The sequence below is a fragment of the Bartonella sp. AC329YNZD genome (assembly GCF_042196685.1).
In the GTDB taxonomy this organism is placed as follows: Bacteria; Pseudomonadota; Alphaproteobacteria; order Rhizobiales; family Rhizobiaceae; genus Bartonella.
Genome location: NZ_JBHIQS010000002.1, coordinates 71166 through 93719 on the forward strand (window position 1 = coordinate 71166; position 22554 = coordinate 93719).

Consider the following 22554-nt stretch of genomic DNA (forward strand, 5'->3'; position numbering starts at 1 on the left):
CTCCTTTATTTTTCATCCCATAGTTTACAAAAATGGTGAAGCGGCCCTCGCCCTTTTCCTACTTGCAAAACAGTTGAAGCTGCTAAAGTATTATTGAGATAATCTTTTGCTTGTTTAACAGCGCAAACCAAAGGTGTTGTCGGTAAAAGTGCTGCAATTGCAGCTGCAATAGTACACCCTGTCCCATGATCATTGGTCGTTATGATACGTGAAGCTTCAAGTATAACAAGGTTTTCACAATCACAATAAAGATCTGGACTAGAACAATCGTAATTTTCTGTACTATTTCTGGTAAGCGTATTCAAATGCCCCCCTTTTAACAGAACGGCATGGCACCCTAGCGCCAAGAGTCGTGGAGCATATTGATACATAGTCTCTAAAGACCATTGCACTTCACCTCCCAATAACAGTGCAGCTTCAGGCAAATTTGGCGTGATCAAAGTTGACATCGGCACAAGAACATCACGCATAATTTCAATTGCATCAGACTTTAAAAGAACATCACCACTTTTTGCAACCATAACCGGATCAAAAACAATGAAACGCGCTTTATGATAAGCAAGACGTTCTGCAATAGTCTGTGCAATCTGAGCATTTGCAACCATACCAATTTTAACGGCATCAACATGGATATCCTCAAAAACAGAATCAATTTGATCTGCAACAAAAGAAGCATCTAATGCCTGAAAAGAACGTACGCCCTGAGTATTTTGTGCAACAACAGCTGTAACCACACTCATCCCATAAGTTTTCATAGCTGAAAAAACCTTCAAATCCGCTTGCATTCCAGCACCACCAGAAGGATCTGTTCCCGCAATAGATAAAATCCGTGGAATAAAAAGCTTATCTTTCTGTAATTCCATCCAGCTCTTTCCTTATGTTTTTAAATATCGAAAAATAAATTACCGAAAAAAATAGATGCTTGAAAAAACATAAAGAAGATGTTTTCTCATGTAAATTATATTATATATGAAAGTTCTCTTATAGCTATAAAATGGAAAATGTAGTGCTTATCCTTCGTTCTGTTCTTTTTACGTTTGCTTTTTATACAACCACTTTCATACAAATGATTCTTTACGCGCCCGTTTATTTTTTAATGCCACGTAAAAAAGCATGGATTGTCCCTAAAACATGGGCGCGCGTCACACTCTTTTTGCAAAAATATATCGCAGGCACAAGTTATGAGATTGAAGGTTTAGAAAATCTTCCCAAAGGAGCCTATATCATTGCTCCAAAGCATCAATCAGCTTGGGAAACTTTCAGTCTTGTTCCCTATTTTGATGATCCCACTCTCATTTTAAAACGTGAATTGATGTGGATTCCATTGTTTGGCTGGTATATGGCAAAAACACAAATTATCCCCATTAACCGCACAACACCCATCAAAGCCCTGAAAATGGTTATACAAAAAGCAAAAGAGAAAGTAAAACAAGGGCGCCAAATCTTGATTTTTCCCGAAGGAACACGCCGACAACCCGGTCAAGAACCAGATTATAAGTCAGGAATTGTCGCTCTCTATAATGAACTGGGACTTCAAGTTGTCCCTATTGCACATAATGCGGGTTTATATTGGCCACGCAATAATTTTCGCCGTTATCCTGGAACAATCCGCGTTCGCATTCTTCCTCCCATAGAAGTTGGTTTAAGCAAACGTGATTTTCTAGATCAACTTGTCCAAAAGACTGAAAAAGCCTGTGATGAACTGCTTCTCTTAGCAGCTCAAGATCCTACCCCTCCTCCTATGCCACCATCCGCTGTCAAAAAACTTCAAAAACTAAATCAAGACACTCATGAATTAGAATAATGCATCGCTTTATATATTGAGCAGAATCTATGGAACAAAGATATAAGAAAAAAACTTAAAATTTCCTCATTCAAAATTATAAAAAACGATCAATGTATAAATTTTTTTGAAAAAGACTTCTTCTTATCTTGAAAATCGTTTAAATAATAAACACAGCATTGACAGCAAATAATAAATTCCAACATTTTTCTCCATAAACATAAGGATGAGATTTTCTGTAAGCTTCATGTGATACTTCTTACGAGCGACACATTTTAAAAGAAACATAACGGCTAATAAATATTTCTTTAAAACAGACACATGAATCGGCAACGCAACAGTGTTTATTGTGAGCGTTTTGCCTTGCACAAGGAACGTATTCTCCTATTAAAGTAAATACATAAAGGAACCGCATAATAAGAACTTTATACTTATGTACAAACAATGCTCAAAATGCTTGATGGGTGGAATTAGAAGAAAAATAAACAATATAGCATCGTATTATTTTTATGTATAAAATATTGATTTATAATGATAAATAACTTTTCATATTAAATAATAACTCCCAATATAGTAAAATCATCTCATTCTCCTCCTTCTCATATTGAATCTCATTAAATTTACTTCCTTGTCTGTCATAAGCAAGGTTCACGTATAGATAAAAAATACCTCATAGGCCATCTCAAGTGCCAAGAGTTGTCCTAACACAACCTAACAGAAGAGCAAGCAAAATGTATGATTATACCGGCTTATTCCTTCCTGCGAAACATCAATTCTCCCAAAAACCTGAAATCTTGCACAATCTTCATTATTTAAAAAGTATTTCTTGAGACACCTAAGCTATCAAACCAAATTCAAGGGGAAAATAAAGATGAGTGTTGGTCTTTATCTCTGAAACACAACTGATACAGCAATTAACCATCTGTCCTTTCAATCCTGGACTCAAAAGCTTTGTGTGTTACATTAAAATAATTCTAAATAACGAATAAAAAGGAACTCGATTTAAATTAATGAAACATCGCTTCTATAATTTATTTTTTTCTTTCGTTTTGAGTTTATCCAGCGCTTCTGTTCTAGCGCAGCCTTTTATTTCTGTTGATGTTACAACAGGACATATCTTAAAACATAATCAAGCTTTTGAACGTTGGTATCCAGCTTCCTTAACAAAATTAATGACCGCTTATGTTATTTTTCGTGCTATGAGCCGAGGTGAAATTTCACCAAACAAACCTATCACCATCAGCGAATATGCAGCAAAAGCTCCCTCATATCGTTCAGGCTATAAAGCCGGTTCCGTACTCACACTTGATACAGCCTTAAGTATCACCATGGTTAAATCTACCAATGATTTGGCTATTGCCATGAGTGAAGCCGTTGCAAATTCACAGAAAGATTTTGTACGTAAAATGAATAGCGAAGCTAAACGTTTAGGCATGTTTGGCACCCATTTTGCGAACGCAAGTGGTTTACCAGACCCTCAAAATTATTCCACAGCACGCGATATTGCTCTTTTAGCCGTTCAAATACGTCGAGAATTTCCACAATATGCTCATTATTTTTCTATTCCAGCCATTGATTTTGGTAAGAATCGAAAAATCCAGCATAACTCAAACAACCTGATTGGACGTTTTTATGGAATAGATGGTATGAAAACAGGCTTTATTTGTGCCTCTGGTTTTAATCTTGTTGCCTCAGCCACCCGCAATAAACGTACAATTATTGCTGTTATTCTAGGTGCTAACAACATAAGTGAAAGAGAAGAAAAAGCTGCACAACTTCTTGAAACAGGTTTTTTGCATCAAGGAACCCCTCAATTAACACTAGCAACATTAAAACCTTATGGTAGCAAGATAACACAAGCCAGCAATATGAGACAACAAACATGCACACCTGAAGCCATAAAAATGCATGCAAATTCATATGATGATCAAGGAAATATTATTCTCACCTCACCTTTTATTGCTGCTTCACCTTCTTTTTCTCATCCTTTAGTAGTACACCTCATTCGTACGCCACAGACACCCAAAATGACAGTAAAACCACTAAGAAAACCCCATAATCTGTCTAAAAGAAGTGAAAACTATTCTATAAAAAAGCCGTAAGCCATAATCTATAATTAATTATAATTCATTGATTTATAATAATAATTTTGCACCTTATGTCAGAAGAACAAATATCGTAAGGTTTCCTCATTTCAAATCTGTATCTGTCGAATCAATTAAAATCAGTTTCTTGCACACCACCAGTTGGATGAGCATAGAGATAAAATAATTAAAGCAGGAAATTAAAATTCCTCTTATAAGTCTTTTCAAGTACCAAAAGTTATCACAACATTGGCCACTGAGGAAGTGTAGTTAGTGCCTACGTGCACCTTTATAAGCATAAGAATAGTAGTATAATGGATTTATGGGGTGTTTACCATTATATCCCTCACAAGTACCATTATAAATGGGATTAAACATATTCAGATAGGTTTCTTTAAAACAACAAGATATTGATTTATAATGATAATTTAGCGTTATTCATATTGAATTGAGAGTCCCGAATAACGTAAAATTCTCTCATTTCAAATTTGTTTATCTTGAATCAATCAAAATCACTTACTTGCACGTCACAAGCGAGACTAGCCATATGGGTAAAAAACTATTAAGAAAGGATTAAAGTGGCTCTTATGAACCATCTTAAGTTCTAAGGGCTGTCGCGCAACATTGGAAGCCGGCAAATAGTGTTAATGCCGGCTTGCTTATCCACAAACGTAAAGCTGGTGGTGCTCAATGGCTTTATCGTTATACCATTCATCGTCGGCGCCATGAAATGAGATTGGGTGCTTTAAGAGATGTTTCTTTAAAACAAAACCACGGTTGATGATTAATATGAAAATAAAGCGCATTCCTCTCACGCTTATTACTGGTTTTTTAGGCTCTGGCAAAACAACTTTGCTCAACCGTATGCTAAAAAACCCTCTTCTAACAGAATGTGCTGTTATCATCAATGAATTCGGTGAAATCAGTATTGACCACCTTATGGTTGAAAAGGCGACAGAAGGAATTATTGAGCTTGCCAATGGTTGCTTATGCTGCCATTTACGCAGTGATCTCATCGACACATTAACCGATTTAATCAATCGCATCCAAACAGGACAAATCAAACAACTCAATCACATTATCATTGAAACAACAGGGGTGGCTGATCCCGCTCCTATTTTACAAATACTTTTAAGCCACCCACTGTTTATTCAAACATTGTCCATAAATGCTGTTTTTGCAACATTTGATACATTAAGCACGCTTTCCATATGTGAGCACTATCCTGAAATATATAAACAATTAATCTTTGCTGATAAAATTATTCTCACCAAAACAGATCTCTCAGCCCCACAAATGCTTTCAAATACACTCCTTAACACACTTAAAGCCATTAATCCTACAGCACAAATAATTGATGCCCATTCTGAAGATTTCTGCTCAAATCTATTAATAAATAACACATTATGGAATGAAAAAGGAGAAAATACAAAACTTAAACAAAATCTTACGACTACCCCACATGATCATACCCCCCATAAAACCATTCGTACCTTTTCATTAAACTGTGAGGATCCTGTTGATTACGCTACAATTGAAGCTTTTTTAGATCTCCTACAAGACCGTTATGGTGCAAAGTTACTCCGTATTAAAGCAATTATCGCATTGCGTGATGACCCTTATCGCCCACTTGTATTACATGGCGTACAAACATTTTTTCATCCTCCCATAAGATTGCCAGCATGGCCAAAAGGAATAAAACAAACACGTTTTGTCATCATTGCCGATGGTGTTGAAAAAGAAGCGATAGAAAAACTTCTCAATGCTTTTTTTAATAAACCAGCAATAGATACTGCAGATAAAACGGCGCTTTTGGAAAACCCTCTGGTCATTCCAGGCGTAAAATTTTAATTCGCCTCCCTTCAATGATATAATGGTAAATTCTTTAGGACCACCATCTTTACGCTTTTGAAGGAGAAATCCAGCACCATCACATTATTTACCAACCTCCAATGTTGCACCACCCTTTACACTTGAGATTCATAAGAGGCGTTTTTTTCTTTAATGTTTTTAGCCACGCGGGCTTTTCCCATTTGTAATGTGCAAGCAAATAATTTTGATTGATTCATCATAAATAGATTTTCATATAAAAGAATCAGGTTGTGATTCAAACTGGAAAAATAATAAATTATCATTATAAATTAAATTGTTATCATAATTTTTTTTAATATTTACCAATTTGTAATCAGGGTATTTTTCTCGTCATGGGCTTCATCTACGAACCAGTTCAAATGATTCATTTCACAATCCCATTGAACAAATTCTTGGTTCTAAATATTCTACTCAACTTTATTTCTCCAGCAGATTGAAACAAAACCCTCTTAAATTGAAGCAAAAAAACTAAAATCAGACAGAACAATATCGTATTTTAAGATGTGTGACTGTATTTTATATAACAGCCTTACTTACATAACAGCCTTACAAGGAAAAATTTTATAGCATGAAAGAATAAAATCCTTTGAAAAAAAGTACATTTTTTGTTAGCTTACTCTCCACTAAAAATAAATATTGCTCCCTGTATCGGTCTGCAAACAATATAACTCCTCTAAACAAGTTCCTCTTGGCGTCCCACCCCATTTAATTTACTGACATAAAGCTCTATGAACAAGTTCAACGCTTTAAAACATTGACCCCTCACTTAAAAAAACACCTTATGCATAAAGTTATATATCCTATATCATCACCATAAGCGACAGTGTTTTACAGTACGCAGCAGGATAAAATAACACTCACTGCATCAGAGAAACTGAAGTTTTATCAATATCGCGATTAAAAACATAACGTTTTTCATAAACTTCAACGATTGGAGGTTTACGATTTTCTTCAAAAAAATCATAACCTTTCTTAAGCATAACCCAAAATTGATAATGAGGATCATTGCTATGACGTGACATATTATTCTCAGTCATGCGGAAAGGAAAAGCTTGTAACTGAAATGCTCTTTGCCCTCCTTTAAAAGCATCCCGTGCAAACGCATAAATTTGAGCCATATTTCTATCACTCATAGAATAACAACCAGCGGAAAAGCAAGAACCATGTACCATAAGATTGCTTCCTGTACGGCCATTTTCCTGATCATAAAGGTTCGGATATCCTATATTAAAAGAAAGATAATATTTTGAATAAGGATTCATTTGGTTTGCGCTAATCGTATAAAAGCCCTCTGGTGTCTGAAGATCCCCTTCCTTATATTTAGGACCAAGCTTACCAGACCATTTGCAAATGCCATAGCGCGCCACCAACACAAAAGATCCTGAACGAGATTGCTTCCAAATTTCAGCAACATTTTCTTCCTTAAAAAACCGCATCATAATCGGTGCATATGGGTCTATATTGTACAGAGCCATTCTATTTCGGATTTCCTGCGGAAGAGGTTGCTCAACTTTAGCCCGAATAGAAGCTGGTAATCTTCCTTCACATGCCGTCAATATTCCCATTACAAACACAACACACAGAGCGAGGAATCTGTTAAATATCATCGAATAAAACTCCAATCCAACACCCCTCACCAAAAATGACTTATACTAGTGAGCGACCAATTTGAAGGTATTTTTCCCTTCGCTCTTGTTTAAGCACTTGACCATCCTTTCCAGCCATCTCTTTTAAAGCCCCTGAAATAACATCACCCGTTGCATCAATGGCAATTTCTTTTCCACGATGTGCTCCTCCTAAAGGCTCCGAAATAATACCATCAATAATCTTTAAGCGATACAAATCTTGAGCAGTAATACGCATATTCATTGCAGCATCTTTTGCACGGGCTGGATCACGCCATAAAATAGAAGCTGCTCCTTCTGGAGAAATAACAGAGTAAATCGCATGTTCCAGCATATAAACTTTATTGGCAGCCGCAATTGCTATAGCTCCCCCAGAACCGCCTTCTCCAATAACAACGGATACAACAGGAACCTTTAGGCGCAAAGTTGCTGCTGTTGATTGAGCAATTGCTTCCGCTTGCCCACGTTCTTCAGCGCTTACTCCAGGATAAGCACCCGCTGTATCAATAAAAGTGAGGAGTGGCAAACTAAAGCGGTCAGCCATTTCCATAATACGTACCGCTTTACGATATCCTTCTGGACGTGCAGAACCAAAATTATAGCGCAAACGTGTTTGCGTATCGTGACCTTTCTCTTGACCAATGTAAGCAACGGCCTCCCCCTTAAAGCGAGCAAAACCGGCTTGAATAGCTTCATCTTCAGCAAATTTGCGATCTCCTGCCAAAGGTGTAACATCACTCAATAAGCGTTTAGAATAGTCCATAAAATGCGGACGATCAGGATGACGAGCGACTTGTGTTTTTTGCCACGGTGTCAATTTTTTATAAATATCATTCAATGCCGTTTGGGAACGCTTTTCAAGACGCGCAATCTCGTCGCTCATATCAAGACTGTCTTTTTCCTGAGAAATTTTTTTTAATTCAAGAATTTTCCCATCGAGATCAGCAACTGGTTTTTCAAAATCAAGATAATTATACATTGTACCAACTCACTCAGTGTCACTTATACACTTATAATTCGCTTTATAAAGTCTTTTTCAAAAACAACACCTTTTCTTTAACGAGCCTTTTGCTCATCGGCAAGTGGATGATGCTCATTGACTAAACGATAAAGTCCCTCTTCCAATACATGGGTATAAATCTGAGTAGTAGAAATATCAGAATGACCCAACAAATGTTGAACGGCACGCAAATCAGCACCATTTTGTAAAAGATGGCTAGCAAAAGCGTGGCGTAACACATGGGGAGAAAAGTGATTACTTTTTATTCCAGCTCTTTTAGCAAGATTTTTCAATTCCCGTGCAACAACTTGACGAGCAATATACCCTGTTTCTGAATGGGCCGGAAAAAGATAAAGGCTTGTTGCATCTTTTCCTTGATCACGCAAATTCAACCACTGCAACAGAACTTGATATGCTTTTTTTGATAACAACACCATTCGTTCTTTTTTTCCCTTACCGCAAACCAAAATACTGTATTCTTTCCCCCGAACAGCCTGCACTGGCAAACTCACCAACTCACTAATGCGTAATCCTGTTGCATAAAGCATTTCACTCAACAACTGAAGACGCAATGCCCGCAAATAATCCTTGGACCCATAAACTGCTTGATTAACCTCCAACTGCGCCAAATCAAGAAATTTTGTCACCACATCTTCACTGATAATTTTGGGCAAAGGGCGTCCTTGGCGAGGTGCATCAATATCATGGGAAGGATCATCTGCTCTTAATCCTTCTGCATAAAGAAACTGATAAAATTGACGCAACGTCGATAAACGACGCGCTTGTGAAGATGCAGCAAAACCAAACGTATGCATAAGCGACAAAAGACCAATCAAATCTTCTTTTTGTGCTGCAAAAAGCGAAACAGAATGGGAAGACAATTCATCTTGCGCCCACTGTAAATCATGTTGATAAGCCGCAAGCGTATGAACAGAAGCACCTCGTTCAGCACTCATCATTTCAAGAAAACGTTCTATCACAATGTTATTTTTCATTGATTCATTCTCAAGGAAAGACTCAATGAATCCAAAGGGACATCAACAGACATATCCACAGTTACAGGCTCAACAAAAACCACAAGAGTGATCATTATACTAAAAAGAATAATAAGCAAAATAAAAAGAATCATCAAAAATCTGGTCAATGTTGGCATAAAATAATAAACTTTTTCCAAAATATTCTATCTCTTATTCTATCTTATAAAGATTAACAGGAATTGACTTTCAAGCAGATAAATGCCGAAATAAGCTATGAAAAATAATCGACCCCAACATCCCTCCATGTCACAAGTAAAGAAACAACTCTTATCATCTCTCGATAACCAAGCTCTTGTGTTTGTTGGTCTTATGGGGGCAGGAAAATCAGTCATCGGAAAACGTGTTGCTAACATGCTTGGTTTACCCTTTTATGATTCTGATCAAGAAGTCGAAAAAGCAGCACAAATGCCTATCACAGAAATTTTTAAAATCTACGGTGAAGCGGAATTTCGTACTCTTGAACAGCGTGTTATTCTCAATCTCATAAAAAAAAGCCCTCTTGTTTTAGCGACAGGTGGTGGCGCCTACATGAATCAAGATACACGAAAAGCCATCCATCAAAATGGAATATCCATCTGGCTGAAAGTAGATCTTGATATCCTTATGCAACGTGTTTCCAAGCGTCCAACACGACCACTTCTTCAAACAGCAAACCCTAAAGAAACGATGCAACAACTCATGGAACAGCGCTATCCTCTCTATGAAAAAGCAAATTTAACAATTAACAGTCATAAAGAAAGCCCCTACAGAGTAGCAAAAAATGTCATACGATCTATACAGCACTACCTCCATACAAAAAAATAACGATAGAAAGAACAAGCATGCAAGCCAAAACCGTCACCATTAAATTAGACAAGCACTGTTATGATATCATCATTGGTCCGGGTCTCATTACACAAGCTTCTTTACAGATTAAACATGCTCTTCAGCAAAAAGATTTTCATCAAACGCGTTTAGCAGTTGTTACAGATACAAATGTTGCATCCTTCCATTTGGATACATTACAAACAGAATTTAAAAAAAATAAAATCCATACTGTCCCTATTATTGTAGAAGCGGGAGAACAATCAAAATCATTTTCAACCCTGCAAGTTGTCATCGATCAAATTCTTGCTGCGCGTTTAGAAAGAGGGAACTGTGTTATTGCTTTTGGTGGTGGTGTCATTGGCGATCTAGCAGGATTTGCGGCAAGTATGATCCGCCGTGGTATGAACTTCATCCAAATGCCCACAACTCTTCTTGCGCAAATTGATTCCTCTGTTGGTGGAAAAACGGGTATCAACAGCCGATATGGAAAAAATCTTATTGGTGCTTTTTATCAACCGCAATGCGTTATTGCTGACACATGTATCCTTGATACCCTACCACTACGTGAATTTCGTGCTGGTTACGCAGAAATAGTCAAGTATGGACTCATTAACCAACCTGATTTCTTTGAATGGCTTGAAAAAAATGGAGAAGAAATTTTTTCTAATGGCTCTATACGAACAGAGGCAATTGTTCGCTCATGCCAATTTAAAGCTGCCATTGTAGCACGTGATGAATATGAGAAAGGAGAGCGCGCACTCTTAAACCTCGGCCATACATTTGGACACATGCTTGAAACAGCAACCGCTTATGACTCAAAGCGTTTAATTCACGGTGAAGCTGTAGCAATTGGAATGGTTCTCGCGCATCAATTCTCTGCTCAACTGAATCTAATAGACTCCACGCTCATACACCGCATCGAAGCACACCTTAAAGCCATAGGATTGCCTACACAATTAAAAGATATTCCAGGATGTCTACCAAATGCTGAAACTCTAATGAATCTCATCGCCCAAGACAAAAAAGTTTCACAAAATAATTTGACTTTCATTTTGACACGCGGACTTGGCCAATCATTTATTGCAAAAAATGTTCCACCAGATGCAGTTTTGTCCTTTTTGGAACAAAAATTAACAGAAATTCGTTAATTCATATTGAATATAATTGATTCGTTTTTATACTTCTATTAAAGGAATAAAGATGATGATGTCTGCGTAGCTCAGTAGGATAGAGCACAGGATTCCTAAAGAAATTGGGCACTTTGAGGAGAAATCTTCAAAGTGGATCTGCTCAAATTCGGGGAAAGCTTCATGGGCGACTATATGCCAATCCCGAGCCAAGCCTCTCTTCATTATAAGAGGAAGGTGTAGAGACTGAACGGGCAGCACCTAAAAGGCGTAAGCTTCAAGGTGAAGAGACAGTCCAGACCACAAACAGCCGATAAGGCTGGCGGTGAAAATCGAAGTGGTATGAATCCTGGGGTCGCAGGTTCGAATCCTGCCGTAGACACCATCGTATAGGATAAATTACTTTTCATATAGGGAAGCATTATGAAAAAAACTCTACATATTTTAGGATTTTTTTCCTCTTTATTATTTTTCAATGTCAGCTGTGCCTTGGCTGTTTCTTTAATCATTGAGGTATCAGATAATCCAGAAAAACAAACTATGACCTATCAATGTAATATAGGAGGAAATAAAGAACGCGTTGAAGCAACCTATTACAACGCTGACAATATTTCATTAGTTGATTTCAAATGGAAAGGCGATCACATTATTGCTGCTAATGTTATTGCTGCTTCTGGAGCAAAGTATGTGGGGGAGCAATATATTTGGTGGGAAAAAAATAAAGAAGTAACACTTTATGATCTTATTCAAGATCCAGAAGAAAAAAATCCCATCCTCTGTAAGGATGAATCACTGTTATTATTTTAAATAACTGAGGAAATATCATGAAAAAAATTACTTTTATTGTAGGATTTTTTGCTGCTTTAAGTATGCCACTATTCGGTTCACTCAATGCCTTTGCTAGCTCTTTAGTTATTGAGGTACCGGATAATCCAGAACCAACAACAGAAGTTGCTACCTATCAATGCGATACAGGCACAAGTAAAGAGCGTGTTGAAGCAACCTATCTCAATGCTGGTAACATTTCACTTGTTGATTTCAAATGGAACGGAAAGCGTATCATCGCTTCCCGTAGCATAAGTGCTTCTGGAGCAAAATATATGGGAGGACCATATATATGGTGGACAAAAGGAAACGAAGCCATACTCTCTGATCTCATTAATGATCCAGAAAATAAAAACCCTATTCAGTGTGTAGAAGAACAAAAAACAGAATAAAAAAGCTTATTCATCTTAAAAATCGCTCTGGCTCGTATCACATGATATTTCTTCTGAAGCAGATGTTTGTTCTTCCATCTGACGTGATAAAAGAGCCAGCGGTTTTTTTAATTTATTTTTTGAATAGTGGCGATAAGCCGACGCTTGTGATACGAGCATAGAAGCGACAGGCATTGTTATAAATAAAAAAATCATCAACAAAAATTCATGAAAAACAAAATGATGATCTATAAAAATTGAATAAAGAAACGACGCAATAAGAATACTGCCAGCACCCCAACTTGTACTCAAAGAAAGCATATGTAAACGCTTATAAAACGTGGGAAGGCGCACCAATCCTATTGTTCCAATCAATGTGAGACCAGATCCTAATATCAAAAAAAATGTAACAGCAATAGAAACAACAAGCGATACATCCTTCATTCAATAATTTCTCCTCGCATGAGAAATTTTGCCAACGCAATACTTGATACAGGACCCAACAAGCCAATAATAAGTGCTGCAACAAAATAAATAGTTGTTCCTGAACGGATATCGAATGTAAGAAATAAAAGAATAGTGATTATATAAAGAGCATCCAACCCCACAATCCGATCTTGCGCCCGTGGCCCACGAATCAACCGAAATAGTGCAAGAATCATTGCCAAACTTAAAAAAAACTGCGAAAGATAAAGCCCCCAATAAAGGATCACCATACTCATTAAAAAATCTCCAAAAGTAATTGCTCATAGCGTTTTTTGATCAATTTTTGATAATCATATCCATTTTTAAAATTTAAAACATGAAGTAAAAGTTCACTATTTTTTCTATTATAGGCAATCCAAACAGTACCTGGAGTTGCTGAAAGAATACATGCCAAAACAGCTAAAGCTGTACGACTTTCGAGCGAAATGGACACCACAATAAAACCAGACTGATGTTTTCGAGATCTTTTGGTTAAAACGAAGCAAGCCACTGCAATATTTGAAACGATAGAATCGATAAACACACGAAAAGACAACTGAAAAACTGCCCGCCAACTTTTAATGGTTGTCTTTTCCGACTCAAGAAGCCGCATCATCCAGCCCCCAAACAACGCGATGATAACGCCTAAAAGCAATTGGCCGAAACTAAAGCCATTTAAGATCAGCCACATAAAAACAATTGCTACGCTAGAAAAAGGGAAAAAGTAACAATACTTCATTGATTCATCCCCCTATTTTCTAGAGAAAAATCATCCAAAACACTTCCAATATAGTTTTTAGGTTCATACAAAGTTCTGGCCGTTTCCAACATATAACGACTAACAGGACCAGCAACAATTGTAATAAGAAAACACAAAGCAAGGAGAACGGCAACAGAAGCAAATTCAATCACCTGAACCCTTGGAATTCTGCCCTCAAGAGAAATCCAAAAAGTTCGAATCCCCGTTCGTGTCATCGCAATTAAAGCAGCAAAACTAGATATGGTAACAAAAATCATAAAAAGCCAATCATGATAAACGGGCAGAGAGGTAGAAATATTTTCTTTACTATAGTTTAAGAGTGCCACGAACATCATAAATTTAGCAACAAAACCAGAAAAAGGTGGTAGACCAATAATCAAAAGTGCACAAAGCCCAAAACAAGCCCCAAGAATTGCCAAAGTTACCGGCAAATAGGTCCCCACTTCATCTTCTTCATCCTCTTCATCGTCACCATAAACTTCCATTGTAACCGTCAAAACATTGGCTGCCACATCTTGACAACGTTCAACCAACTCCACAACAAGAAAAAAAGCACCAAGTGCCAATGTTGAGGAAACAATATAAAAAAGTGCACCTGCAATCAATGCTGTGTTGCCAATCCCAATCGCTGTCAACAAAGTCCCAGAAGAAACCAAAACACTATAAGCTGCCAAACGTACTAAGACTTGGCTTGCCAACACCCCAATAAAACCAAAAGCCATAGTGGCAAGACCACCGTAAAATAAAACCGTTTGACCAAAATGACTAAAATGTCCACTTTCAGGACCAAACCATAACAATGTTAAACGTAAAATAATATAAATACCAACTTTGCTTAAAAGTGCAAAAGAAGCTCCAACGGGTGCTACTGCTGCACTATACGTTGGCATCAACCAAAAATTCAATGGCCACACTCCTGCTTTAAGCAAGAAAGCAACTCCCAAAAGCGCAGCTCCTATTTCGAATAAAGTCATATCGCTAGAGGCTATATATTTTATTTTTACAGCCAAATCAGCCATATTGAGCGTACCCACGATTCCATAAATGAGCGCCGCGCCAACCAGAAAAAACAACGAAGCAACCAGATTAACCACGACATAATGCAACCCAGCACGCACACGTAACGGACCAGATCCATGCAACACAAGCCCATAAGAGGCTGTTAACATTACTTCGAAAAATACAAATAAATTAAATACATCACCTGTCAAAAAAGCGCCGTTTATTCCAACCATGAAAAATTGCATCAATGACTGAAAATGAGGACCCGCTTTATACCAATGTGCTCGTGCAAAAACCAATGCTGCAGTAGTCAACAGACTAGAAAGTAAAAGCATCATAGCACTTAAGCGATCAAGCACCAAAACAATACCGAAAGGGGAAGGCCAATTACCAAGCCGATAAACATCCAAGGCTGGTGCAACTTCAAGAGCACGCCCCACCAATAAAACAGCAACAACAATTAACAATACAGCGGAAAAAATACTTATAAGTGATTTCAGTTTTGAACGGCGTTCATCATAGAAAAGAAGAAGAGCTCCTGTAATTAACGGCAAAAGAATAGGCAAAATAAGAAGATAATGCACACAAGCTCCCATCACTGTACCTCACGTCCATCAACGTGATCTGAACCTGTTAAACCGCGTGAAACCAACAAGATAACCAAAAATAACGCTGTCGTTGCAAAACTGATCACAATCGCAGTTAAAACCAAAGCCTGAGGAAGAGGATCAACATAATTAGCTGTATTAATCACTGTAGTAGGATCAACAATTGGCGCCGCATTACTGCGCGGTCTACTCATTGCAAATATGAAAAGATTAACACCATGAGATATCAAAGACAAACCAAGAATGATTTGAAAAGTTCTAGGACGTAAAATGAGCCAAATCCCAGATCCAACAAGAACACCGATAGCCAAAGAAAGAATAATTTCCATCAATTTTCCTTCTCTTTCAAAGCGGGTTTTTTACCGATTCGGTAACTACGAATTGACTGATGTGCAAGTGCAATTAAAATGAGAACCGTTGCTCCTAACACAAGAGAAAACACACCAAAATCAAACAAAAAAGCAGATGCTATAGGAATCTTTCCAATTAACGGCACATGAATATATTGAAAAAATGATGTTAAAAAAGGATACCCAAAAAACAAAGCCCCTATTCCCGTTAGAGCCGATAGCAATAAACCGAAACCCATCCAGCGTAAAGGCAAGACTCTCAAATGGTTTTCTACCCAACGAATATCTTGTGCAAGGTATTGCAAAATAAAGCCTATCGCTAAAGTGACTCCACCAACAAATCCCCCTCCTGGAAGATCATGTCCTCGCACGAATAAATAAACAGCAAAAGCGATAATAACCGGAAAAAGCCACCCCATAATAACAGAAGGAATAACGAGATAATTCAACACTGTATCCCCCACATTCCGATCCGGCTGTGCCTTATCAAAAGCTTCCTGAACACGTTGTTGAAACGGTGCATCAATACTTTCAGGAGCAGGGCGGAATCGACGCAAAAGGGCAAAGACAGTCAGTGAAACAGCCCCCAAAACCACAATTTCTCCCATAGTATCAAAACCACGGAAATCAACCAATAACACATTCACAACATTACGACCACCAGCACCAGAATAAGCATTCTTCAGAAAAAAATGAGAAACTGTTGTTCCTTGAGGACGTGTCATCACCGCAAAAGAGAGCCATGCAACACCAGCACCTCCCATAATTGCTATGATGAAATCACGAGCACGACGTACACGCACCCAAAAATGAACAGACGTTGGAGCAGGATTATGCACACGCTTAGGCAACCAACGCAAACCAAGCAATAATAAAACAGCTGTCACGATTTCAACAACCAATTGCGTTATTGCCAAATCGGGCGCAGAAAGCCATAAAAAGGTTGCACAAGTCATTAGTCCTGCTCCCCCCAACAGCATGAGTGAAGCAAGACGGTGAAACTTTGCTTGCCAAGCCACTAAAAGAGCGCACAATCCACCGACTAACCAAAGAGCGAGAAAAGGAATATCAAGTGGAAAAAGTGGTAATCCTCCTGCTGCGATTAAACCATCACACCAAAGCAAAAGACCAACAAAAATAAAACACACACCAAAGATCCAATGCAACTGTATTTGCAAACGGCGTGTTGACAAAACAGATTCCACCGCACGTGCCCATTTCCAAGAAATAATCACAAGAATACGTTCAAAAATACGCGGTCCATTCAAATGACGAAAAAAAGGAGCCCCATCATCACAGGATAAAAAATAACGATGCCCGACAACATAAAGCAATCCGCCCCCTAATAAAGCCACTAAGCTCATCATTAATGGCGTATTAATCCCATGCCAAACAGCTAAGCTATAAGAGATCTTCATTGGTCCTAAAACAGACACAACAGCATTATCTAAAATAGGCCCGATTGTTAAATTAGGAAAAATACCAACTGCCAAACAAATAAACACCAAAAGTTCCATTGGTAAACGCATAAAATGCGGAGGTTCATGCGGAGTTTTGGGTAATTTATCCGGTTTTGGTCCCCAAAAAACACCATGAATAAAGCGTATAGAATAAGTCACACTAAACAAGCTAGCCAGCGTTGCTACATAAGGAGCAATCCAATCAAGCCATGATTCCATATGCGTTTCAACGGCCTCAGCAAAAAACATCTCTTTCGATAAAAAACCATTTAATAAAGGAACACCAGCCATCGCAGCACTTGCCACTAAAGCAAGAGTTGCTGTAACCGGCATAAAGCGATAAAGGCCTGTCAACTTACGCATATCACGTGTTCCGGTTTCATGATCAATAATGCCAGCAGCCATAAATAAAGAAGCTTTAAAAGTAGCATGATTAGCCATATGAAAAATCGCTGCAACACATGCAAGGGGACTCCCAAGGCTTAAAAGCGTGGTAATCAATCCAAGATGACTAATAGTCGAATAAGCAAGCAGTCCTTTCAAATCTTGCTGAAACATAGAACAATAGGCACCTAGAAGAAGTGTCGAAAGTCCTGAAAAGCCAACCAGCAAAAACCAAAGCTCTGTCCCAGAAAGCACAGGCCATAAACGAACCAGCAAAAACAACCCTGCTTTCACCATCGTGGCTGAATGCAAATAAGCCGATACAGGTGTTGGAGCAGCCATCGCGTTGGGTAGCCAAAAATGAAAGGGAAACTGCGCGCTTTTTGTTAATCCTCCCAATAGAATACAAATAAGGACAGGACTATAAAGAGCACTTGACCGGATCACATCTCCAGACTGCAGAACCTTATCCAAATCAAAACTGCCAACAATGTACCCAATCAATAAAACCCCAATAAAAAGGGCAAAACCACCAAAACCTGTAATCATTAAAGCCATACGCGCCCCTTCACGCGCACTAGCATTATGATACCAATAACCAATCAACAAAAAAGAAAAAATACTGGTAAGTTCCCAAAAAACAACCAAAAAAACGAGATTACCTGATAAAACAATCCCTGTCATCGAACCCATAAAGGCCAGAAAAAAGGAAAAAAATCGTGGTACAGAATCCGCCGGATCCATATAATAACGCGCATAAACAACGACAAGCAGCCCAATTCCTGTAATGAGCAAGCAAAAAAGCCACGATAGACCATCTATCCGAAGGACTAAATTCCCTCCCCATTCTGGAAGCCAAGAAATATCCAAACGTATAATATGATTTCCACAAACCGCAGGATAAAGCATGATTGTAAAAAAAAGACTAAAAAGAGCAATGCCTCCAGCAAACCATGCTTCGTTATTTTTCGCTGTCGAATGAAAAAAGCCAATAACAGCGCTTCCACCAAAGGGAAGCAAAACGAGCAATATCAACATTGCTTCCCGTGTTATCATTCTTTCAGCTCCATACTGCCCTTAAATATTTTGTCATTGACAAAACAAAATTTATATTTCCCCCCATTCCACACTTAATGATAATAAGATTTAATAAAACTTAAAAGCATTTAAATTTTTCAACAACAATGCTTGCGTAAAAATACTGCGCACCATACAAGTTTTCTCCTTATTGTAAGAACAATAACGCCCACGACAAGAAGCAATTAAAATTTTATTTAATAATTTCTATCCTTTAAAAAAGTGCGATAAACACTGTTTACGAGGTCCATGAAAAGGCTGGAAACTATTATCATTTTTATTATAAGAGCGATAACGCACACGGCAAGATTCAATATGTTGTTTAAGCATCCATGGCTCTTTTTTTTCTAATTTTTCTGAAGAAGAAGCTAAAAACTCTCTTTTAGTATCTGATACAACTTTTAATGATGCGCCTTTTGTGCTTAAGTGCGGAGATGTAACAAATGCCGCTTCAGGATACCACCAATTATCTTTATACTTAACATAACCACGTCTATAATCATGATACCCCTTAAAACCATTAAGTTCTCTACGCCCAGTAAAAATCAAAGATACCGAATCCTCTTGGACAGAGGCATTAGAAATCAGTTTGGCTTTAGCATCACTCCTATTTTGCACCAAATGAGTAAGAGTGGTTGTTATAATGAAAAAACTGCTAACAAATACAAAAGCTAAAGCATAATATAATTTTTTTTTCATACTCATAACGCAAAACTCAAAATAATAAACGACAGCAGTTACAGAAAGTCTTTCATTGCTAGACAGAAACAGTTTCTTCTCCTAAAATCCTTTTTTCTTGATACATTCTGTTACTCTTTATACTAAACGTTTATCTTGGCAATAAGATCCTTCAAAAAAGAATGAATAAATGATGATAAAAACCCCCTATTATCTTATAGACAAATCGAAACTCATCAAAAATATGCAAACGATTTCTCGCTTACGGGAAATATCCGGAGCAAAAGTTTTGCTTGCTTTGAAATGTTTTGCCACATGGAGTGTTTTTGATTTAATGTCTGAGTTTATGGATGGAACTACATCATCATCCCTTTATGAACTTCATTTAGGAAAAGAAAAGTTTGGCAAAGAAACGCATGCCTATTCAGTTGCTTGGGCCGATCATGAAATTGATGAAGCCTGTGGTTATGCAGATAAAATTATCTTTAACTCAATCCAACAACTTCAACGCTTTTCTAATGCAACAAAAACCATTCAACGAGGTCTAAGATTAAATCCAGGAATTAGTGCATCGAATTTTGATCTTGCCAATCCATCCCGCCCTTTTAGTCGCTTAGGAGAAACAAATCAAAGTGCTATTAAAGAAGTCCTGCCTCTCATCAACGGCTTGATGATCCATAATAATTGTGAAAATGCTGATTTTAATCTTTTTAATCAAATACTTGGGTATATGGAAGAAAAGTTTTCAGAGCTTTTTTCTGCCGTTGACTGGATAAGCCTTGGCGGCGGAATCCATTTTACCGCTGAAAATTATCCTCTAGAAGCTTTCGCAGAACGCTTAAAACACTTTTCCAAAACTCATGATGTTACGCTTTTTCTAGAACCAGGAGAAGCCGCGATTACCAAAAGCACCACCCTAGAAGTCAGCGTTCTTGACACATTATATAATCAAAAGAATCTTGCCATCGTCGACAGCTCAATTGAAGCACATATGCTTGACCTTCTCATTTATCGTGAAAATGCCAAATTAGAACCCAATCAAGGAGAACATGAAATTATGATCTGCGGAAAATCCTGCCTTGCCGGTGATGTTTTTGGAACTTTTCAGTTTCCAAAACCTCTTAAAATAGGGGATAGGCTGTCTTTTCAAGATGCAGCAGGGTATACAATGGTCAAGAAAAACTGGTTTAATGGTGTTACAATGCCTGCTATTGTTCTCAAAGAATGCGATGGCACATTAACACTGCAACGCCAGTTTAGCTATAACGACTATCAGGAAAGTCTTTCATAGAGATAACCATAAAAAACGTCATACAACAGTATTAAAAAGGAGATGAACCTACAATGAAGAAAAATGTTCTCATTATTGGTGCTGGAGGTGTTGCACAAGTTGTGGCGCACAAATGTGCTCAAAACAACGATATTCTTGGTGAAATTCACATTGCTTCACGAACGCTCAAAAAATGTGAAGCCATCATTGTTTCTATTAAAGAAAAAAACGCAATGAAAGAACAAGGTGTCTTCAAAAGCCATACACTCAATGCAATGAATGTAGAAGAAACTGTAAAGCTCATCCAAAAGACCAAATGCGAAATTGTCATTAATGTTGGTTCTGCCTTTCTCAATATGTCTATTCTTTCAGCTTGTATCGAAACCAAATGCGCTTATATCGATACTGCCATCCACGAAGATCCTCTTAAAATTTGTGAGACTCCTCCTTGGTATGGCAATTATGAATGGCCACGGCGTCAAGAATGTGAAAAAGCTGGTATCACCGCTATTTTGGGTGCGGGATTTGATCCCGGTGTCGTTAATGCTTACGCAGTATTAGCCCATAAATGTTATTTTGATAAAATCACAGACATCGATATTATCGATATTAATGCTGGGAATCATGGGCGTTGGTTTGCTACAAATTTTGATCCAGAAATTAACTTCCGTGAATTTACAGGACAAGTATGGTCATGGCAAAATAAAAAATGGACTTCCAATAAAATGTTTGAAGTCAGTCATGAATGGGATCTTCCAGTTGTCGGAAAACAAAAAGCCTATATGACAGGACATGATGAAATTCATTCACTTTCCAAAAATCTTGATGTTCAAAATGTCCGCTTCTGGATGGGATTTAGTGATCGTTATATCACTGTTTTTACCGTTTTGAAAAATCTTGGTCTCTTATCCGAACAGCCCATTAAAACAGCAGAAGGACAAGAAGTCGTTCCTTTAAAAGTTGTAAAAGCTGTCTTACCTGATCCTTCCTCTCTCGCCCCAGATTACACAGGAAAAACCTGTATTGGAGATCTTATTAAAGGTGAAAAAGATGGAAAACCAAAAGAAATTTTTATCTATAACATAGCCGATCATAAACAAGCTTTTCATGAAACTGGGGCACAAGGCATTTCCTATACGGCTGGCGTACCAGCAGCCGCAACAGCTCTTCTTATTGCCACAGGTGAATGGGATGTTAAAACTATGGTCAATGTGGAAGAGTTACCACCCCACCCTTTCCTTAAATATCTTGATCATATGGGGCTTCCCACTTTTATAAGAGAACAACAAGAGGATAAAAAATTACAATTTTAAATTTATCCCTATAGAGTGCATAAACTTAATTTTTCAAGTTATCACAAAACTGCCAAATGAAAACAAATTTAATATTCTTATGAAATTATGTTTTTTCAAAAAAATTTTAGCTATTCGTTATATTTTGGTAGCATTGGAATTTCTTAAAAACATTAAAGAAGATACAGATCATCTTTTTAAGACATAGCAAACCATGATAAAGAAAAATAGAATGGCAAAAAGAACTGATTTAATCACACTCTATGATCTGCCATTGTCATCAAAAAGATAGTGTTATCAACAAAAAGATATAAAAATACCGCTCTTAAAAAAAGAGCGGTATTTTGTAAAATATTTGACATCCATCTTCATCTTAAAGGATGAAAATTTTTAACCGGCGCCAATCATTAAACAATTCAATTCCTCTTAATTTCTCACTTCATATGATTCATCATAATATATAACATTTTGATTTATAATGATACAATTTTCGTTCTTAATTTGAATCATAACGCCGAATACTGTAAGATTTTCTCATCATAAACTCTCTCTTAATTGAATCAATTAAAATCTCTTGTCCGCACATCACAAACAAAGAAAACGTGTAAACAAAAAACGATAAAAGAAAATCTCCTCTTATGAAAACTCTCGAATAATAAAGAGCTTTAGCAATGTTG

20 protein-coding genes and 1 pseudogene are annotated in these 22554 nt (G+C 37.4%); 10 read left to right on the forward strand and 11 right to left on the reverse strand.

Annotated features, from left to right (window positions below; genetic code table 11):
- Positions 1-5 precede the first annotated feature (5 nt).
- Positions 6-863, reverse strand: coding sequence for a bifunctional hydroxymethylpyrimidine kinase/phosphomethylpyrimidine kinase (gene thiD, locus ACFIMW_RS01560; protein ID WP_375607872.1), 858 nt, complete (start codon positions 861-863; stop codon positions 6-8).
- Positions 864-994: 131 nt separating this feature from the next.
- Between thiD and ACFIMW_RS01565 the strand changes: the two genes are divergently transcribed.
- The 4 genes from ACFIMW_RS01565 (at position 995) to ACFIMW_RS01580 (ending at position 5718) form a co-directional block, all read left to right on the forward strand.
- Positions 995-1804 carry a lysophospholipid acyltransferase family protein gene (locus ACFIMW_RS01565; RefSeq protein ID WP_375607873.1) on the forward strand — a complete coding sequence of 270 codons (810 nt, stop codon included), beginning with the start codon at positions 995-997 and terminating at the stop codon, positions 1802-1804.
- A 989-nt stretch (positions 1805-2793) separates the two neighbouring features.
- Complete coding sequence (locus tag ACFIMW_RS01570) at positions 2794-3885, forward strand: D-alanyl-D-alanine carboxypeptidase family protein (protein ID WP_375607874.1); 1092 nt, start codon at positions 2794-2796, stop codon at positions 3883-3885.
- A 637-nt stretch (positions 3886-4522) separates the two neighbouring features.
- Entirely contained in the window at positions 4523-4648 is a 126-nt protein-coding gene (locus ACFIMW_RS01575; RefSeq protein WP_375607875.1) for a DUF4102 domain-containing protein, read from the forward strand.
- Between the two features lie 8 nt (positions 4649-4656).
- On the forward strand, positions 4657-5718 hold the full coding sequence (locus ACFIMW_RS01580) for a CobW family GTP-binding protein (RefSeq protein ID WP_375607876.1): 1062 nt from the start codon (positions 4657-4659) through the stop codon (positions 5716-5718).
- A gap of 878 nt (positions 5719-6596) precedes the next feature.
- Here the strand turns inward: ACFIMW_RS01580 and ACFIMW_RS01585 are convergent.
- From ACFIMW_RS01585 to ACFIMW_RS01595, 3 genes are all read right to left on the reverse strand, one after another.
- On the reverse strand, positions 6597-7346 hold the full coding sequence (locus tag ACFIMW_RS01585) for a L,D-transpeptidase family protein (protein WP_375607877.1): 750 nt from the start codon (positions 7344-7346) through the stop codon (positions 6597-6599).
- Positions 7347-7386: 40 nt separating this feature from the next.
- Entirely contained in the window at positions 7387-8343 is a 957-nt protein-coding gene (locus ACFIMW_RS01590; RefSeq protein ID WP_375607878.1) for an acetyl-CoA carboxylase carboxyltransferase subunit alpha, read from the reverse strand.
- Positions 8344-8420: 77 nt separating this feature from the next.
- The gene (locus tag ACFIMW_RS01595; protein ID WP_375607879.1) at positions 8421-9359 is read right to left on the reverse strand and encodes a site-specific tyrosine recombinase XerD; all 939 of its coding nucleotides are present in this window, start codon (positions 9357-9359) and stop codon (positions 8421-8423) included.
- A 255-nt stretch (positions 9360-9614) separates the two neighbouring features.
- On the opposite strand from ACFIMW_RS01595, the pseudogene ACFIMW_RS01600 reads away from it, so the two are divergent.
- The 4 genes and pseudogenes from ACFIMW_RS01600 (at position 9615) to ACFIMW_RS01615 (ending at position 12552) form a co-directional block, all read left to right on the forward strand.
- A pseudogene (locus ACFIMW_RS01600) lies at positions 9615-10248 on the forward strand (shikimate kinase).
- The gene (aroB, locus tag ACFIMW_RS01605) at positions 10223-11356 is read left to right on the forward strand and encodes a 3-dehydroquinate synthase (protein WP_375607880.1); all 1134 of its coding nucleotides are present in this window, start codon (positions 10223-10225) and stop codon (positions 11354-11356) included. Before ACFIMW_RS01600 ends, aroB begins: the two are co-directional and overlap by 26 nt.
- 402 nt (positions 11357-11758) lie before the next feature.
- Positions 11759-12142 (forward strand): MliC family protein, encoded by a 384-nt coding sequence (locus ACFIMW_RS01610; RefSeq protein ID WP_375607881.1) that lies wholly within the window; start codon positions 11759-11761, stop codon positions 12140-12142.
- A gap of 17 nt (positions 12143-12159) precedes the next feature.
- Positions 12160-12552 carry an MliC family protein gene (locus ACFIMW_RS01615; RefSeq protein WP_375607882.1) on the forward strand — a complete coding sequence of 131 codons (393 nt, stop codon included), beginning with the start codon at positions 12160-12162 and terminating at the stop codon, positions 12550-12552.
- Positions 12553-12567: 15 nt separating this feature from the next.
- On the opposite strand, the gene mnhG is transcribed toward ACFIMW_RS01615, so the two are convergent.
- From mnhG to ACFIMW_RS01650, 7 genes are all read right to left on the reverse strand, one after another.
- A complete protein-coding gene (gene mnhG, locus ACFIMW_RS01620; RefSeq protein ID WP_375607883.1) occupies positions 12568-12975 on the reverse strand; it encodes a monovalent cation/H(+) antiporter subunit G in 408 nt (135 codons plus the stop codon).
- Positions 12972-13253, reverse strand: coding sequence for a K+/H+ antiporter subunit F (locus ACFIMW_RS01625; protein ID WP_375607884.1), 282 nt, complete (start codon positions 13251-13253; stop codon positions 12972-12974). Before ACFIMW_RS01625 ends, mnhG begins: the two co-directional genes overlap by 4 nt.
- Positions 13253-13735, reverse strand: coding sequence for a Na+/H+ antiporter subunit E (locus ACFIMW_RS01630; RefSeq protein ID WP_375607885.1), 483 nt, complete (start codon positions 13733-13735; stop codon positions 13253-13255). Before ACFIMW_RS01630 ends, ACFIMW_RS01625 begins: the two co-directional genes overlap by 1 nt.
- Entirely contained in the window at positions 13732-15354 is a 1623-nt protein-coding gene (locus ACFIMW_RS01635) for a monovalent cation/H+ antiporter subunit D (RefSeq protein ID WP_375607886.1), read from the reverse strand. The genes ACFIMW_RS01630 and ACFIMW_RS01635 overlap by 4 nt, the downstream gene beginning before the upstream one ends.
- Entirely contained in the window at positions 15354-15695 is a 342-nt protein-coding gene (locus tag ACFIMW_RS01640; RefSeq protein WP_375607887.1) for a Na+/H+ antiporter subunit C, read from the reverse strand. The genes ACFIMW_RS01635 and ACFIMW_RS01640 overlap by 1 nt, the downstream gene beginning before the upstream one ends.
- Positions 15695-18616 carry a monovalent cation/H+ antiporter subunit A gene (locus ACFIMW_RS01645; protein WP_375607888.1) on the reverse strand — a complete coding sequence of 974 codons (2922 nt, stop codon included), beginning with the start codon at positions 18614-18616 and terminating at the stop codon, positions 15695-15697. The genes ACFIMW_RS01640 and ACFIMW_RS01645 overlap by 1 nt, the downstream gene beginning before the upstream one ends.
- Before the next feature lie 228 nt (positions 18617-18844).
- The gene (locus ACFIMW_RS01650) at positions 18845-19342 is read right to left on the reverse strand and encodes a BA14K family protein (RefSeq protein ID WP_375607889.1); all 498 of its coding nucleotides are present in this window, start codon (positions 19340-19342) and stop codon (positions 18845-18847) included.
- 166 nt (positions 19343-19508) lie between these two features.
- Here ACFIMW_RS01650 and ACFIMW_RS01655 point away from each other — a divergent pair, with 166 nt between their 5' ends.
- Both ACFIMW_RS01655 and ACFIMW_RS01660 read left to right on the forward strand, forming a co-directional pair.
- The gene (locus ACFIMW_RS01655) at positions 19509-20606 is read left to right on the forward strand and encodes a carboxynorspermidine decarboxylase (RefSeq protein WP_375607983.1); all 1098 of its coding nucleotides are present in this window, start codon (positions 19509-19511) and stop codon (positions 20604-20606) included.
- A 53-nt stretch (positions 20607-20659) separates the two neighbouring features.
- Positions 20660-21898 carry a saccharopine dehydrogenase NADP-binding domain-containing protein gene (locus tag ACFIMW_RS01660; RefSeq protein ID WP_375607890.1) on the forward strand — a complete coding sequence of 413 codons (1239 nt, stop codon included), beginning with the start codon at positions 20660-20662 and terminating at the stop codon, positions 21896-21898.
- Positions 21899-22554: the final 656 nt, after the last annotated feature.

Excerpts from the sequence above, each read along its gene's own strand:
- ACFIMW_RS01570 (WP_375607874.1), top strand. The coding sequence starts at position 2,794 with ATGAAACATCGCTTCTATAATTTATTTTTTTCTTTCGTTTTGAGTTTA.
- ACFIMW_RS01590 (WP_375607878.1), bottom strand. The coding sequence starts at position 8,343 with ATGTATAATTATCTTGATTTTGAAAAACCAGTTGCTGATCTCGATGGG.
- ACFIMW_RS01610 (WP_375607881.1), top strand. The coding sequence starts at position 11,759 with ATGAAAAAAACTCTACATATTTTAGGATTTTTTTCCTCTTTATTATTT.
- ACFIMW_RS01655 (WP_375607983.1), top strand. The coding sequence starts at position 19,509 with ATGATAAAAACCCCCTATTATCTTATAGACAAATCGAAACTCATCAAA.
- ACFIMW_RS01565 (WP_375607873.1), top strand. The coding sequence starts at position 995 with ATGGAAAATGTAGTGCTTATCCTTCGTTCTGTTCTTTTTACGTTTGCT.
- ACFIMW_RS01615 (WP_375607882.1), top strand. The coding sequence starts at position 12,160 with ATGAAAAAAATTACTTTTATTGTAGGATTTTTTGCTGCTTTAAGTATG.
- ACFIMW_RS01585 (WP_375607877.1), bottom strand. The coding sequence starts at position 7,346 with ATGATATTTAACAGATTCCTCGCTCTGTGTGTTGTGTTTGTAATGGGA.
- thiD (WP_375607872.1), bottom strand. The coding sequence starts at position 863 with ATGGAATTACAGAAAGATAAGCTTTTTATTCCACGGATTTTATCTATT.
- ACFIMW_RS01645 (WP_375607888.1), bottom strand. The coding sequence starts at position 18,616 with ATGATAACACGGGAAGCAATGTTGATATTGCTCGTTTTGCTTCCCTTT.
- ACFIMW_RS01630 (WP_375607885.1), bottom strand. The coding sequence starts at position 13,735 with ATGAAGTATTGTTACTTTTTCCCTTTTTCTAGCGTAGCAATTGTTTTT.
- ACFIMW_RS01595 (WP_375607879.1), bottom strand. The coding sequence starts at position 9,359 with ATGAAAAATAACATTGTGATAGAACGTTTTCTTGAAATGATGAGTGCT.
- aroB (WP_375607880.1), top strand. The coding sequence starts at position 10,223 with ATGCAAGCCAAAACCGTCACCATTAAATTAGACAAGCACTGTTATGAT.
- mnhG (WP_375607883.1), bottom strand. The coding sequence starts at position 12,975 with ATGAAGGATGTATCGCTTGTTGTTTCTATTGCTGTTACATTTTTTTTG.
- ACFIMW_RS01625 (WP_375607884.1), bottom strand. The coding sequence starts at position 13,253 with ATGAGTATGGTGATCCTTTATTGGGGGCTTTATCTTTCGCAGTTTTTT.
- ACFIMW_RS01580 (WP_375607876.1), top strand. The coding sequence starts at position 4,657 with ATGAAAATAAAGCGCATTCCTCTCACGCTTATTACTGGTTTTTTAGGC.
- ACFIMW_RS01640 (WP_375607887.1), bottom strand. The coding sequence starts at position 15,695 with ATGGAAATTATTCTTTCTTTGGCTATCGGTGTTCTTGTTGGATCTGGG.
- ACFIMW_RS01650 (WP_375607889.1), bottom strand. The coding sequence starts at position 19,342 with ATGAGTATGAAAAAAAAATTATATTATGCTTTAGCTTTTGTATTTGTT.
- ACFIMW_RS01635 (WP_375607886.1), bottom strand. The coding sequence starts at position 15,354 with ATGGGAGCTTGTGTGCATTATCTTCTTATTTTGCCTATTCTTTTGCCG.
- ACFIMW_RS01660 (WP_375607890.1), top strand. The coding sequence starts at position 20,660 with ATGAAGAAAAATGTTCTCATTATTGGTGCTGGAGGTGTTGCACAAGTT.